The sequence below is a fragment of the Winogradskyella marincola genome (assembly GCF_029624125.1).
In the GTDB taxonomy this organism is placed as follows: Bacteria; Bacteroidota; Bacteroidia; order Flavobacteriales; family Flavobacteriaceae; genus Winogradskyella; species Winogradskyella marincola.
The window spans coordinates 475,053-490,693 of record NZ_JARSBN010000002.1 but is presented as its reverse complement, the minus strand read 5'-3'; the positions used below and the strand labels follow the sequence as shown (position 1 = coordinate 490,693).

Annotated in this window: 9 protein-coding genes; 7 read left to right on the top strand and 2 right to left on the bottom strand. The window is 34.0% G+C overall.

Going from position 1 to position 15,641, the window contains the following annotated elements:
• Positions 1-162 precede the first annotated feature (162 nt).
• The 3 genes from P7122_RS05380 to P7122_RS05370 all read left to right on the top strand — a co-directional run bounded on the left by P7122_RS05380 (position 163) and on the right by P7122_RS05370 (position 7,995).
• Positions 163-2,991, top strand: coding sequence for a carboxypeptidase-like regulatory domain-containing protein (locus tag P7122_RS05380; RefSeq protein WP_278004749.1), 2,829 nt, complete (start codon positions 163-165; stop codon positions 2,989-2,991).
• Between the two features lie 5 nt (positions 2,992-2,996).
• Entirely contained in the window at positions 2,997-7,571 is a 4,575-nt protein-coding gene (locus P7122_RS05375; RefSeq protein WP_278004748.1) for a TonB-dependent receptor plug domain-containing protein, read from the top strand.
• Positions 7,572-7,782: 211 nt separating this feature from the next.
• The gene (locus P7122_RS05370; RefSeq protein WP_278004747.1) at positions 7,783-7,995 is read left to right on the top strand and encodes a hypothetical protein; all 213 of its coding nucleotides are present in this window, start codon (positions 7,783-7,785) and stop codon (positions 7,993-7,995) included.
• Positions 7,996-8,045: 50 nt separating this feature from the next.
• Here the strand turns inward: P7122_RS05370 and rsmI are convergent, their stop codons facing one another.
• Positions 8,046-8,717, bottom strand: coding sequence for a 16S rRNA (cytidine(1402)-2'-O)-methyltransferase (gene rsmI, locus P7122_RS05365; protein ID WP_278004788.1), 672 nt, complete (start codon positions 8,715-8,717; stop codon positions 8,046-8,048).
• A 168-nt stretch (positions 8,718-8,885) separates the two neighbouring features.
• On the opposite strand from rsmI, the gene P7122_RS05360 reads away from it, so the two are divergent.
• The gene (locus P7122_RS05360; protein ID WP_278004746.1) at positions 8,886-12,299 is read left to right on the top strand and encodes a DUF7933 domain-containing protein; all 3,414 of its coding nucleotides are present in this window, start codon (positions 8,886-8,888) and stop codon (positions 12,297-12,299) included.
• Here the strand turns inward: P7122_RS05360 and P7122_RS05355 are convergent.
• Positions 12,296-13,042 (bottom strand): DUF8457 domain-containing protein, encoded by a 747-nt coding sequence (locus P7122_RS05355; RefSeq protein ID WP_278004745.1) that lies wholly within the window; start codon positions 13,040-13,042, stop codon positions 12,296-12,298. The two genes, P7122_RS05360 and P7122_RS05355, sit on opposite strands and share 4 nt — an antisense overlap.
• A gap of 195 nt (positions 13,043-13,237) precedes the next feature.
• Here P7122_RS05355 and P7122_RS05350 point away from each other — a divergent pair, with 195 nt between their 5' ends.
• The 3 genes from P7122_RS05350 (at position 13,238) to mscL (ending at position 15,469) form a co-directional block, all read left to right on the top strand.
• Entirely contained in the window at positions 13,238-13,894 is a 657-nt protein-coding gene (locus P7122_RS05350) for a thymidine kinase (RefSeq protein WP_278004744.1), read from the top strand.
• Entirely contained in the window at positions 13,878-14,987 is a 1,110-nt protein-coding gene (gene alr / locus P7122_RS05345) for an alanine racemase (RefSeq protein WP_278004743.1), read from the top strand. Before P7122_RS05350 ends, alr begins: the two co-directional genes overlap by 17 nt.
• A gap of 80 nt (positions 14,988-15,067) precedes the next feature.
• A complete protein-coding gene (mscL, locus tag P7122_RS05340; RefSeq protein WP_278004742.1) occupies positions 15,068-15,469 on the top strand; it encodes a large-conductance mechanosensitive channel protein MscL in 402 nt (133 codons plus the stop codon).
• Positions 15,470-15,641 lie beyond the last annotated feature (172 nt).

Here is a 15,641-nt window from a genome sequence, read left to right as displayed (position 1 = left end):
TAGACAATTAGATTTTTAGATAAATTAGATTCAAACCTCATCAGAAATGGTGAGGTTTTTTTGTTTTATACACTTTACTCATTCATTTGGGCACTTTACTCATTCCTTATTTCTAGCCAATGAAGTTGATTATACATTTGAAATCAACCAACACACACAACTATGAATAAAATTACATTCAAAATATTCGTATTGCTCATAGTATTCCCAGTACTCTGTTTCTCTCAAGAAGGAACGGTAACAGGAACACTCACCACTTCATCAGACGGCTTGCCTTTGCCTGGAGCCACTATAATCGTTAAAGGAACGACCCACGGAGATCAAACCGATTTTGATGGTAATTACAGTATAAAATGCAATGTAGGTGATGTTATAGTTATTAGCTATGTTGGTATGGATCCAAAGGAAATTACAGTGACAGCTGATATGTTTGGAACCGTCCAAAAAACAGCGGTTAAGCGAGTAAAAGTAAAACCTATTGAAACTGATGCTTATAGTGAAGCTTTAAAAAATAAAAAAAAGGAACGTTTTAAAATACCTTCCATAGCAGATTCAAAACATCTCTACAATAAAAAAGGCTACTATAACGCTTTGCATAGAATTAAAGACATTCACCTTGACCCAGAACATGTAATCCTAACCTATTTTAATCCAGATATATATTTTCAAATTGGAGTAAAATCTAACTTAAGTTTTCAGTTTGTTAAGGAAAGTAACTTACCAAAGTTACAATCTTCCTACAGCCAAGGAGCCACCGAAAATGGATCTATTGCTTTTTTAGGACCAGAAACAGGAAACGTCTTTTCTTATGGACCAAACCTAAATACTTTGGAGTTTGATGGAAGTAATTATATATACGACAACAACGGCAGACTGGTTACGCTAGGCAATGGAAATGGTGTTAGCTCTAAGCAATACAACAATAGCGTGTTAAATACTGCCATTAGTAGGTTTACCAATGTGTATTTTGATATTGATACAGATGAATGGACCACAGGACTTGACTTTAGTCAGAAAAATACTGAAGACATTTTTGGTAGAGCACAAAAAATAAATAACGATCTCGCACTAAACTTTAAAACCCTTAATCGTAACAGTGAAGAACTAAGTTGGAAATCCTTTATTAAATACAGTCACTGGAAAAACAACCAACCTAACATTAATGGATTTAGAAACAATCTACTTCTAAATTCATGGGTAACACCTGTGTCTTTTAACAATGGTCAAGGCAGTGTTTTACCAGACAATACACAACGTAGTTTTAGCCCAACCAATTATAACAATCCTGAATGGTTGTTTAACAATAAAAACTATGATGCCAACACCTTATTTGTAGCCAACCTAAAAAATGACATAAATATTGGTGACGACTTTTCAATAGGAAGCCAACTAAGCTATAAAACAGCAGAAAACGAGCAAAACTTTGGTTTGTTTACCAATACTGTAGGTTTTGAAAACGGCTATCTAAGCAACAAAACCATAAAAAACAATAGCTTCAATGCTATGCTAGACTTACACTATGACAAATACTTGGGAGATTTTTCCATAGATGTACGTTCCATTACTAGGTTTAAAAATGAGCAATTAGATTATACATTCAAAGAATCTGAAGGTTTTGATGCCTTTACATTTTCAAATCCAAATAGCACCACTGAAATCTCTAATCGCATTAATAGAAATGTGCTAAGACCACACCAATCTGTTACTCTAAAATATAAAAGATACTCTAAAATTGTATTTAGTAATACTGCGTATATCTCTTCCATTCAAAAGAACAAATTGCTTTTACCTTCTTCTGTACTAAAAGTTGACTTAGCAGATATTTTAAAACTAGACGATATTAGCTATTTTACCTTGAGTGCAACAAGCGCTTTTGATGTTAATGAAATGCCTCTTTTTTACAACAATCAAAGTCACAACAGTCTGCAATTATTACCTTCAGAAAGTCTTGGTTACACCAGTAACATTGACTTATTTATAAACGAAGACTTAGATTTAGAAGAACGTCACGATTATTCTTTTAATCTCGATTTAGATTTCTATTTATGGGATGCTTATTGGGATTTTACTGCAAGTTATTTTGGTTCAAAAACAAAAGGAAGCGTATTCCCAGTTTTAGAAGGCAATCAATTTCAACTTCAAAATATTGCAGATATTACCAATAAAGGTTTAGAGCTACAATTGGATGTTTCTGAAATGTTCAGCTCTGTGCGTTGGAATAGTAGTCTAAGTTTTATGACCAACAAAAACAAGGTTACCAAACTATACAATAATGAAGAGCGTGTACCAATTGCAGGTTTTCAAAATGTGTCTAAAAATTTAATCGTTGGCCAACCTGCTGGTGTTATTGTAGGAACGGCCTTTGCAAGAGACACTCAAAACAACATTATTATAGACAGCAATGGCTATCCAATTATAGATACAGAACAACAAATTATTGGTAATCCTGTACCAGATTTTACACTTGGTTTTTCTAATCGTTTTACCTGGAAGAAATTAAAATTTCATTTCGCGTTAGATTACCAAAAAGGAGGAGACACTTGGAATGGCACTCAAAATGTGCTCAACTATTTTGGCTCATCACAACAGTCAGCAGATCAAAGAAACATTACAAATTATGTTTTTAATGGTGTAAACGCTCAAGGCAATACAAACACAATTCCTGTAGATTTTTATAATCCTGAAGATGGTATTGAAAATAACCGCTTTGTACGCTACGGCTTCAGTGGTGTTGCAGAAGAAGCCATTGAAGATGCTGGTTATCTTAACTTAAGAACCATTGAGCTTTCTTATGATTTTGCTAAAAGTAATTATGATTTTTTCAGGCAAGTTGAAATAGGGCTTTACGCTCATAACCTCATCACATTTACAAAATACAGAGGAGCATCTCCTTATTCATCACTTTTTGATACCAATTCTGGGCATAATCTTAACTTTTTCAATACTCCTTTAATTAGTGAAGTTGGGCTAAAAGTCAACTTAAAAATATAAATACTATGAAAAAACTTATACAAAACACTAAACTTTTGGTAATTGCCGGACTTTGCTTCTTCACGTTGCTGTCTTATAAAGCTTTTGAAGCATTTAATAATCCATTAGAGAAGATATACACTCAAACGGACAGACCGTTCTATTTTCCTGGAGAAACCATTTGGTTTAAATCTTACATCGTAGGTACAGACAATACTATTACGACCATCAGTGACGTGATGCATGCGGAATTAATTTCGCCTAAAGGTGCTGTTGTAACATCCTTAAATCTTAATGTAAAACAAGGATATGCTTACGGAAATTTTGATATTAGCTCTGATTGGGTTGGTGGCATTTACACTTTAAAATGCTACACCAATTGGATGCGTAATTATGGTGAAGATTCATTTTTTACCAAAAAAATCACTATTCAAAAAGTGGTAAAACCTAAGCTGTTACTTAATCTAAAATTTGAAAAAGAAGGCTACGGAAAATCCTCTGAGGTTATCGCAAATCTTGAGGTTAAGGATTTAAAAAATCAACCTTTATCACACACAGAAGTTACGTATAAAGTGAGCATAAAAGGCACCGACATTATAAATGATGTTGTGGTTACAGACAAAGACGGTAAAGCCAAACCCAGCTTTACATTACCAGAAGACTTGGAGTCCGTTGATATTGTTTTAAACGCTTTGGTATATCATAAAGGCACCACAGAATCTATCTCAAGAGCTGTTCCTGTGGTTTTAAACACTATTGATCTTCAGTTTTTACCAGAAAGTGGCAAAATTGTAGTTGGCACTTTAAACAAAGTTGCTTTTAAAGCTCTTAATGAATTTGGAAAACCTGTAGATCTCAAAGGAGATGTTGTAAATGCGAAAGGAGAAACCGTTTCAAACTTTGAAAGTTTTCATGATGGCATGGGAAGCTTCAATTTTAACCCAATTAAAGACGAGGTTTACCATGCTAAGATTACAGAACCTTTTCGTTCTGAGGAATTAATTCAGCTACCAAAAGTGTACGAAAATGGTGTTCGGTTTTCTGTTACAACAGATAGTCTATCAACCAATTTAGATATTTTTTCAACTTATAGCACACCTTTATTTCTTGAGGTTTCTAATGCAAGTACATTACTCCTAAAAAAGGAAATTGGTCTCAAAAAAAATCTAAGCTTAAGCACTTCAGAATATCCTATGGGTATTACCAAATTCAGTCTAAAAAATGAATATGGTAGTACATTCGCAGAGCGTTTGGTGTTTCTAAATCCTCACAAAAAACTTCATGTAGACCTCAGCCTAGATAAGGAAGTGTACAATACCAGAGAAAAAGTAAAACTCACTATAAAAACATACGATGAAAAGCAGAATCCTATTCCTGCAAACTTATCATTGGCCGTTGCGGATAATAAATTACTGTCCTTTGCTGACGACAAGCAAGACCATATTTTATCCTACTTATTGGTATCTTCTGAATTGAAAGGTAAAATTCATAAGCCAGATTTTTACTTGAATCCAAAAGAGCCAAAATCAAAAACAGCAATAGATTATGTGATGCTAACTCATGGTTGGAGAGACTATATCAATGCAACTACCGTTACTAAGGAAAATGCACAATATCTACCAGAACAGAGTGCTATACAAACAGGTGTTGTGCTCAACAAAAAAGGAAAACCAACACAAGCACATTTGCTGCTTTTTGATAGAGATGGTAATAAAGTTTTGGTTTTTGACACCGAAGAAGATGGCTCTTTCGCTTTTAAATTCAACAATAATTACAATCTTACTTTATTGGCTTACAAAGACAATGGAGAACGTGTTACTATTGAAGAAACATCCTTAGAAGAAGGAAGATACTACAGCCAAACACCAACTAAAAATGTAGAAAACAAAGAGAATATTAAGTCTTTTGACAAAAATGAAAAACCACTACAAAACACTATTAAACAAAAGGCAAAAATATCTGTTGGCTTACAAGAAAGTGGAAATGGTTTGGATGAAGTTATCGTTGTGGGTTATAGTACAACACGTAAAGCGAGCCTTACGGGTTCTGTAAAAGTGATTTCACAAGAAGAAATAGCATCAAACGGCAATTCTGTTATCAATGCTTTGGCTGGCGAAGTGGCTAGTGTTAACGTAACAAATGCTAACGGACAACCCGGTAGTGCTCCAAACGTTAGAATCAGAGGCTTTGGCAGTGTGTCTGGTAATAACGAACCTCTTGTTGTAGTAGATGGTGTACCTTACGATAGGTCTGCTTTGAGCGACATCAACCCTCAACAAGTAAACAGCGTAACAGTCCTAAAAGATGCTGCTGCAACCAGCATTTATGGTAGCAGAGGCTCTAACGGAGTTATTATCATTACCACCAAAAACGATAGCTATCCTTATTATAAAGGAGCCACAAAACGATTAAATAACCGAGATTATAAAAACTATGCTGTAAAGCAATTTTACCACTATATTGGAAACCACATAGACACTCCAAGAAGTTTCTACATGCCAATCTATGAAGGAAAAAATCTACTAGAAGAGCGTACCGATTTTAGACAAACCATATACTGGAATCCAGTAGTACAAACCAATGCTGATGGCATTGCCGAAATTGAATTTTATAATTCTGATGCTGTAACGTCGTTTAAAATTTCTGCTGAAGGCATTGGTTATAATGGTCTTGTAGGTAAAGCAGATAAATTATATGCTACCAAAAAGTTATTGAACATTGACATTAAAACACCTAATTACATGGTGCTAAATGACACCATTTCATTACCAATTACCATTACAAATGAAACTGAGAAAGCCATGGAAACCAATTTAAAGTTTCTTTTGCCTGAACATTTAAAGCTGGTATCGTCTATTGATGAAAAACTAAACGTGGAAGCTAAAAACGCTGTGACCAAAACCATAAAAGTTATACCTATTGAAAAGGGTAAAGACTTAGACATTTCTATTTTGGCAGAATCTGAAGACTATAAGGATATCATAAAGAAAAAGGTAACCATTTTAAGCCCTTATTTCCCAACATCAATATCATTGTCTGGTTCAGAAACTCAAACATTTGACTTTGAAATTAACCATGCTGTTAAAAATAGTATTACAACAGAGTTTAATATTTATACAGACATTGTAGGTGATGTTATGGATGGTATTGAGTCTTTAATCCGTCAGCCTTATGGATGTTTTGAGCAAACATCATCTTCAACATATCCTAATATTATGGTTTTAAAATACCTGAAGGAAGCAGGCAAAAGCAATCCTGAAATTGAAGCTAAAGCTCTAGATTTTATAAAACAAGGCTATAAAAGGCTTATTGGTTTTGAAACTTCTGAAGGTGGTTTTGAATGGTTTGGTCATACGCCTCCACACGAAACCTTAACCGCTTATGGCATTTTGGAATTTACCGAAATGAAAGAAGTATACGATGGTGTAAGTGACAAAATGATTTTCAGAACTGTAGATTGGCTTTTAAGCCGAAAAGACGGTAAAGGTGGTTTCAAAAAAAGTAAAAAAGGCTATGATAGCTTTGCCAGTTCACCAACAGATGTTGCCAATGCTTACATTGTCTATGCATTAAGCGAATCTGGTGTCAATGCAGATTATATGCTAGAATATAATACAGGCTATGCAGATGCCATAAAAAGTAATGACACTTATAAAATGGCATTACTAGCCATGGCTAGTCATAACCTCAATAAAGAAGAAAACTTTAAAACACTTTTAACCAAAATAAAAGCAAATATTGAGGAGTATGGTTTTGATAAAATACCTGTTGAAAATACAATTACCAGATCTTACGGCAACTCTAAACAGATAGAAACCGTAGCGCTTACAACATTGGCTTTAATGGACGAGAAAAACCAAAACACAATACTTATAACAGAAGGTATAGATTATCTGATTAAGCAACGTAAATACAACCGTTTTGGCTCTACTCAAGCAACTGCAATGGCTCTTAAAGCACTGATTAATTACACAAAAGGTCAAAAGCAAAAAATACTTAAGGAAAACGATGATATCACCTTAATAATTAATGGTAAATCGATAACTAAAAAATTAGAGCTTTCAGACGATGGAAAAATTACCATTAACGGTTTTGAGAACTATCTAAAACAAGGAAAACAGACCATTGCAGTTAAGTTTAATAACCCAAAGACAACATTTCCTTATACCTTAAATGTGAATTGGGATAGCACGTTACCAGATAGTTCAAATGCTTGTCCATTACAACTCGAAACAACAATTACTGGACAAAACCATGCGGTTGGTGATAATGTAAGTTTTAATATCTCTGTTGCAAACACCAATGCAAAACCCTTAGGCATGGTCACCACAATTGTTGGCATACCATCTGGAACAACGGCTCAACCTTGGCAATTAAAAAAGATTTTAGAAGAAAATAAGGTGGCTTTTTATGAGATTTTTGATAACTATCTGGTGTTTTACTGGCGAGAATTTAAAGCCTCAGAAACCAAAAATATTAGGCTAGACTTAAAAGCTGATATTGCTGGCCATTACCAAGCACCAGCAAGTACTGCTTACCTGTATTATGGAGATGAAAACAAAACTTGGATCTCAGGAAATACAGTTGAGATTAAAGATTAGTAATTTCTCATATATTTTAATGTTGAAAAACCTCATCAGAAATGGTGAGGTTTTTGTTTTAAAATCTGTTGAAACCCTTGTCAAATATGATAAAATTATAATTTACAAATCACTGTCCTTTTTTACTATCAGTACTCACTTTAAATTGCAAAAACAATGTCAAAGCAAACTATAGTTGCCTAATTTAATTTGGCTAAAAATTTAAAGAGTAATGGAAACATTTAAATCTGTATCAGTAGTTATTGCACTAATTTTAGGAGGTTATTTTATTATTTTTCTGGTGTGGATAATAGTCATGGTTCATCAGTTAAAAGGAATACCAAATCATAAAATTGAAGCCTTGGGTGATTTTTTTAATAAGCTTCCTATAAAGAAATTCTTTAGCTTATTTTCTAATAATAACTTAAACAAAAATGACAAATAAATAGAATCTTTGACCCTTTTTGTGGATCAGATGGTTTATTTGAGAAATCACTATTTCTTCCCTCCAACCACAACAACAATTTCACCTTTTGGTGGTTTGTTGGTATAATGTTCTAAAACTTCTTTTGCTGTTCCTCTTACAGTTTCTTCATAAAGTTTAGTAAGCTCTCTCGATACAGATACTAGTCTGTCTTCTCCAAAATACTCACAAAAATGTCCTAAGGTTTTTACCAACTTATGTGGACTTTCGTAAAAAATCATGGTTCGGGTTTCTTCTGCTAAAAGTAACAATCGAGTTTGGCGACCTTTCTTTACTGGCAAAAAGCCTTCGAATACAAATTTATCGTTAGGCAAACCACTATTTACCAAAGCAGGTACAAAGGCTGTTGCACCAGGTAAACATTCAACCTCAATATTGTTTTCTACACAGGCTCTAACCAATAAAAAACCAGGATCTGAAATGGCTGGTGTACCTGCATCACTAATCACAGCAATTGTAAGTCCGGACTTTAGCTTTTCAATAAGATTATTCACCGTTTTATGCTCATTATGCATGTGATGACTTTGCATGTGTGTGGAAATTTCAAAATGCTTTAATAGCTTTCCAGAAGTTCTGGTATCTTCAGCAAGTATTAAATCTGCTTCTTTTAAAACTTCAATGGCTCTAAACGTAATGTCCTTAAGATTTCCTATTGGTGTTGGTACCAGAAATAATTTCATAATTGTGTATCTAATATATCAAAATTACAATCTTTTACATTTTATAAAGCAACCATTTGGAGTATTTTGTATCTAATAAATAAATCCATTATCCATAACTAGGAAAATACAACACTTAACTGTTATAGTATTGAGTTTGTTTCATCTTGGTATATCTAAAAACTAAATTTTATGATTGTAAAGCTATGTCGCTTATTTGTTTTATTTCTATTATGTTCATACGCACACAGTCAAACTACAGACTTATCCATAAACGTCGAGGCACAAAATCTTAGCGGAACTGCAATTTCTCAGATAGATATTAATGAAGATTTTCAGTATTTAATTACGTTATCCAACTCTGGAAACACTGTAAATAATGCAACTATTTCTGTAAATTTTGATAATGATATTACAATAATTTCTACAAATTCTCAGAACAACATCAATGGTGCATCTAATGTTTCTAATGTTGGTATCACTTCTAATGTTTTAACTGCTGTTGTAGATAATATGCCTAATAACTCAAGTGTAGAGCTACTGGTTTTAGTTACAGCGCCAACAAATATTGGTGGTATTGCTGTTAATGCTACTATAAGTGCACCTACAGGCACTACAGATACCAATACCAATAATAATCAGTCAATAATTTCTATAGATGTTCTGGATATTATTATTGATTTTGTGGTTACACATTCTCAAATTTCACCTGCATTAGGTACACCTATAAATGCTTGGGGAGATGAGGTTACCTATCAGTTTACCATAACAAACAATAGTGACATAGATTTTCCTGTAGAGTTTATTGAAGGCAATCTCATTTTGTCCTCACTCTACGATAACGGACAACCTTTTGCTGAATTTGTTTCTATAGAATGTTTAGGCGCAACCAACGGAACCCTCTGTCCAGACCTAAGTACTATTAATACATATCCAAATACAGTATCTTCTGAAAATATTAATTCGGCAACATCAATTTTTGTTTTTAATGAGACGCATGAAATCACCTCTGGCGGAAGCATCTCTTTTGAAATGGTATATCGCTATACCAATTTTTCTTGCTCGCCAAACCCTATGCCAATTTCAGTTGATAGTTTTATTGAAATAGGATTAAGCCATGATAATGTGTCTTCAAACCTTTCAAATCTTGAAGAAACCATTTTACTTGATGCAGAACAGTGCCCTGTAACAGATGTATGTATTTCGACCGAAATAGTAGACCCAACAGATACTACGAATATTGAATATAATGAAGAGGTTACTTTTGAAACAACCGTTTGCAACAACGGACCTTCTGAAACAGAATTATTTTTCTTTATGCAAGACCTATCACCAAATGTTAACTGGAGCATTGTTTCTATAAATTGTTTAGCAACAACAGGACCTGTAACTTGTGATGATTTTTCCATTTCGGACAATGGTCAGCTATGGTTGAGTAGCGAATTTACGCTTCAACCCAACACAACCATAACTATTGAAACCGTTGTTGTGTTTCTTGAGCCACCTTGTAGCGTATTTCCAACCGTAGGAGAGGCTCTTATAAAAAGTCAGGTTTCTCTATTACCAAGTCAAACTATAGATATAAATATTGATAATAATTATCATTACAATGAGTTTGATCTTCCGTATGAAGAACCTTGTGATATTGACAATACTTCGGACTTAAAGGTTACTAAGACTCAAATATTTCCTGAATTGCCAACCGGAAGTTCTCAAACAAACACAACAGAATGGGGAGAAATTACTTATGAAATAACAGTAACAAATGATGGTAATACAGACGAAGCTATACAAGTACAAGATCATATGCCTGTTCCATCTGCTGCCGATGCACCAATTACAGGAACTTTAGTTAGTGTAGAGTGCTCAGGAACCACAGGAACAGCATCTTGTTTCCCTATAAACAATGCTAATATTGGAGTTACTTTTGATGGAGTAACTGAAGATGGAAGTTTTGATACCTTCTGGGAAATTTTACCCGAAGACAACTGGATTCTTCCTGCACATAGTTCTGTTTCTTTTACCGTTACCGTAAGTTGGCAACCCGAATGTTCTACCCAACCTATGATAGGAACAAATTACGTAAGAGCAGATTATGTAAATAACAATTCTGAAACTAACGGAGTTAACAATGTTGCTTTTGTAAATACTTATTTTGCACCTTGTATAGATCTCATTGTACAAACTTATCCAGAATACTCTCAAGTAGAAACAGACCAATCTTTTAACTGGATTGTAGACATAAGTAATAGCACAACCAGTTCTGATGCTATAGATATACAGTTTGAAAATGTTTTAGACAATGCCTTTACCATTATGGGTACTCCTACTTGTAATATAACCTCTGGTAATGCGGCTTGTATTTCTACTTTTAATATTTCCGGAAACACAATAACTGGTACCATACCAACTATGGAGGCAGGCTCAACTATTAGAGTTACCATTCCTGTGACTGCACCTAGTTTTGGTGGCGGTTTTAATAATATTGCAGAAGCTTTTCCTAGTGCTTCGGATAACGAAGAGCTAACTCCAGAAACTAACATTTCGGTTAATAGTGTTCAGGTGGTTTCGCCAATACTAGATAAGATCTTTTTTCCAGATACAATTTATGAAGGCGATGAAAGTGAGTTGATTTTTACAGTTTACAACATAGCGTCTAGCCCTACTCAAAATGGTATTGCGTTTACTGATAATTTACCTGCAGGAGTCACTTTAACCTCATCTCCTGTTTGGATAGATGCCAATGGCTGTACTGCTACCTTTAATGGTATTGCAGGAGACACTTTTGTTGGAATTACAGATCTAACTTTCCCTATTGGTGTAGAAAGCTGCACATTTTCTGTAATGGTAACCTCAGATGTTGCTGGCACCTATCTTAATGACTCTCAAAACATAAGTGACACCAATAATTTAGATGCCTCGCAAGTAAGCGCTACATTAAATGTTATTGTAGACACTTCTAATGTAGATATCGAAATTCTTAAATCTGTTGAACCAACCGAAGCTATTGTTGGCCAGGAAGTAACCTTTACTATTAGCGCAACAAATGTAGGTACAACTCAAGCAACAGCTATTGAAGTTTTAGATGCATTACCTGCTGGATATAGTTTTATTTCTGCAACAACAAGCTCTGGTGTTTTCGATTCCGGTTCTCTATCATGGTCAATTCCAGTATTAGAACCTAACCAGTCTGAAACTCTTCAAGTTGAAGTGTTAATCGTTGCTTCTACCGATTTGTTGAATATTGCTTATCTAAATACATTAAATGAAGTGGATAGAAATAGCACCAACAATGAAGATGATGCTCTTATAGAAATATCTAATTGCTTGTCTATACCAGAAGGGATCTCTCCTAACGGAGATTTAGAAAACGACTTTTTGGTTATTCCATGTATCGAAAATTTTCCTGAAAATACTATTAAAATCTATAACCGTTATGGCACACTAATCTACCAAACTAATAATTATAATAATACTTGGGATGGTAGAGCAAACAGAGGCATACCAGAATTTTCTGGACTATTACCTGTAGGAACTTATTTCTACATTTTAGAAATTAAAGGAATTGCAAAACCACTACAAGGCTATGTGTACTTAAATTATTAATTAAACTTGCCTTCAACGATTTCAATAAAACGCTCTTCGTAATCTTCCTTACCTAGCCAATTATTGTAGTCTGGTTTTACCATTTCGTAAATAAGTGTTCTGGCTTCTGCAATAGAATCTGCAGTGTTTATTTGAGAGATAACACGATCATAATCTTCGTTTTTTCCTTCAAAAAGATGTTTTATAAAAGCTAATTTATCATTTAGACCTATTTGCAGTCCGTTGCCTTTTAACTTATCGTTCAACGATTTTTTGGCTTGCTCGGCTTCACGTTTTTTAGCCTCTTCAATAGGTTCAAACTCTGGAATATCAGCAAAATCAGAAGTTATGGTTTCAAACTCTATAGCACTTGGTTTTTCATTAGCAACAACTTCTTCAACGATAGCATCTACCTGCTGACTTTCGTCTGGCATTTGAGCTACCATGTCCTTAATTTTTTCCATCACAGGCTCCATTATACCATCATCTTCAATCTCATCGACATTAACGTAAGTCTTATTTCCTACTTCTATATTATCGCTAACTTTATTGTTAAACGCAGTATCTAGCATTCCAAAAAATGAAGAATCATTGCCAATTGTAGGCATATCGTCTTCAAAATTCTCATGCGCAAATTTTAAAACTGTAAGTTTCTCGTACAGGTTGGCAACTTCGGCATGCATTCTATCCACATCTTCTCTGCCTTTTAATTTTAGAATCCTATGTGCAATACTTACTAATTCTGATTCTAATTTCTTTTTCATGTCTTCTAAGTTTATTTTTAAGTAAAGTCGCACATTAGCAAAGCTTAGTACGAGAATGGAACCTCTAAAATTTATTCTTTAATTGTTAGTAAATAAATAGTGGATGTTTCGCCTTAATTACTTTTGATTTTTAATATTTTTGATTGACCTTTATACAAACGAAAATTGACTACGTTTTAGTGCTAAAATTACGAAATGTTTCTTGAAAATACGGTAAATCATAAAGAACAATTTGGGTGGATTGAAGTGATTTGTGGATCAATGTTCTCTGGCAAAACCGAAGAACTTATTCGCAGATTGAAACGCGCCCAATTTGCCAGACAAAGAGTTGAAATTTTTAAACCTGCTGTAGATGTAAGGTATGATGATGAAATGGTTGTTTCTCATGACGCTAACGAAATACGATCTACACCTGTACCTGCTGCTGCTAACATACCTATTTTAGCTGATGGTTGTGATGTTGTTGGCATTGACGAAGCACAGTTTTTTGATGATGAAATTGTTAGAGTTTGTAATGACCTGGCAAACAAAGGTATCCGTGTAATTGTTGCTGGCTTAGACATGGACTTTAAAGGCAATCCTTTTGGCCCTATGCCTTATCTTATGGCAACTGCAGAGTACGTTACAAAAGTACATGCCATTTGCACAAGAACCGGAAATTTAGCACAATATAGCTATAGAAAAGCACAAAGTGACGACTTGGTACTTCTTGGCGAAGTCGAAGAATACGAGCCTTTGAGTCGTGCAGCTTTTTACAAATCTATGCTTAGAGATAAAGTAAGGCAAATGAAAGTGAAAGATGCTGAAGAACTAAATTCTAAAGAAAGTAAATCGGATGCTAAAAACGAATGAAACCGTTTTGGAAATTGATTTAGGAGCCCTAACTCATAATTTCAACTACTTAAAATCTAAACTTCAACCTAATACTAAGTTTTTAGCCGTTGTAAAAGCCTTTGCATATGGTAGCGATTCTGTTGCTATTGCTAAGCATTTAGAATCTCTTAATGTAGATTATATTGCTGTGGCTTACACAAAAGAAGGTGTTTTACTTAGAGACGCTGGTGTTAAAACACCTATTTTGGTGCTTCATCCTCAGCCTATAAATTTTAAAACAATAATAGAGCGTTGCCTAGAGCCTAGTATTTATAGTGCAAGGATTTTAGACGAATTTATAAAAGTTGCCGAGTCTCTATCTCAAAAAAACTATCCTGTCCATGTTAAATTCAATACTGGTTTAAACCGTTTAGGTTTTTTAAAAAAAGACATAGACAATATTGTGTCTAAACTAAGTGACACTACATCTATAAAGGTAAACTCTCTCTTTTCTCATTTAGCTGCCAGTGAAGATAAAAATGAAGTTGATTTTACCAAAAATCAAATCAACACTTTTAAGTCTATAGCAGAAGATTTTAGATCTAAACTAGACCATAACCCATGGTTACATCTATGCAATACATCTGGAATAATTAACTATCCAGAAGGACATTTAGACATGGTAAGAAGCGGAATAGGGTTATACGGATTTGGTAATTCTCCTAAAGAAGACCAAAATCTTAAACCTATAGCAAGTTTAAAGTCTGTAATTTCGCAAATTCATTTTATAGAAAAAGGAGAAACTGTAGGTTATAATAGAGTTCATAAAGCCCAAGGATACGAGACAACAGCGACCATACCTATTGGCCATGCAGATGGCATTACCAGGGTTTATGGAAAAGGCAAAGGGTTTGTTTTTATTAACGGAAAAAAAGCACCTATAGTTGGTAATGTATGTATGGATATGATTATGGTAAATATTACCGGAATAGACTGCAAAGAAGGAGATGAGGTTATTATTTTTGATGGTTCTCATAAAGCTTCAAACCTTGCAGAAGCTTCTGGAACTATATCCTACGAAATAATCACAGCAATCTCACAGCGCGTTAAGAGAAAGATACACTCTGCTTAAGATTTTTTTAACAAATTGTGACTTTTTACTTATTTTAGTATCTCACTAACATATATACTAACTATTTAAAACACTAAATTATGCTAAAAGAATTTAAGGAATTTGCAATGAAGGGCAACCTTGTAGACATTGCTGTTGGTTTTGTAATGGGTGCTGCTTTTAAAGAAGTTGTAACAGCATTTACAGGCGGTATCGTATCACCACTTGTTGGTTTAATTTTCAACTCAGACTTTAAAGATTTAAGGCTTAAATTGCAAGAAGGAACTCAAAACGAAACAGGAGAAATGGTAGGAGAAGTATGGTTAGAGTATGGCACATTTTTAACAAACGTTATTGATTTTATAATTGTTGCATTTGTTATGTTTATGGTTGTAAAAGGTGTTAACAAAATGAAAAAGAAAGAAGAGCCTGCACCTGAAGCTCCAAAAGGACCATCTGAAATAGATCTATTAATGGAGATTAGAGACTCTTTAAAGAAATAATGCGTTAGCTTTACCGCTACACTAAATTTTATTAACCAAACCCAGACTCAAGGTCTGGGTTTTTCTTTATTTAAAAAACCCAAAAGTTAAATAATTAACATTCTGTTTTTTTAATGTTAAAAGCCCTTGTTTAATTGAAAGTAAGGTCTTTTTTTTATGTAATTTTGCACGA

Excerpts from the sequence above, each read along its gene's own strand:
- P7122_RS05380 (WP_278004749.1), top strand. The coding sequence starts at position 163 with ATGAATAAAATTACATTCAAAATATTCGTATTGCTCATAGTATTCCCA.
- P7122_RS05375 (WP_278004748.1), top strand. The coding sequence starts at position 2,997 with ATGAAAAAACTTATACAAAACACTAAACTTTTGGTAATTGCCGGACTT.
- P7122_RS05370 (WP_278004747.1), top strand. The coding sequence starts at position 7,783 with ATGGAAACATTTAAATCTGTATCAGTAGTTATTGCACTAATTTTAGGA.
- P7122_RS05360 (WP_278004746.1), top strand. The coding sequence starts at position 8,886 with ATGATTGTAAAGCTATGTCGCTTATTTGTTTTATTTCTATTATGTTCA.
- P7122_RS05355 (WP_278004745.1), bottom strand. The coding sequence starts at position 13,042 with ATGAAAAAGAAATTAGAATCAGAATTAGTAAGTATTGCACATAGGATT.
- P7122_RS05350 (WP_278004744.1), top strand. The coding sequence starts at position 13,238 with ATGTTTCTTGAAAATACGGTAAATCATAAAGAACAATTTGGGTGGATT.
- alr (WP_278004743.1), top strand. The coding sequence starts at position 13,878 with ATGCTAAAAACGAATGAAACCGTTTTGGAAATTGATTTAGGAGCCCTA.
- mscL (WP_278004742.1), top strand. The coding sequence starts at position 15,068 with ATGCTAAAAGAATTTAAGGAATTTGCAATGAAGGGCAACCTTGTAGAC.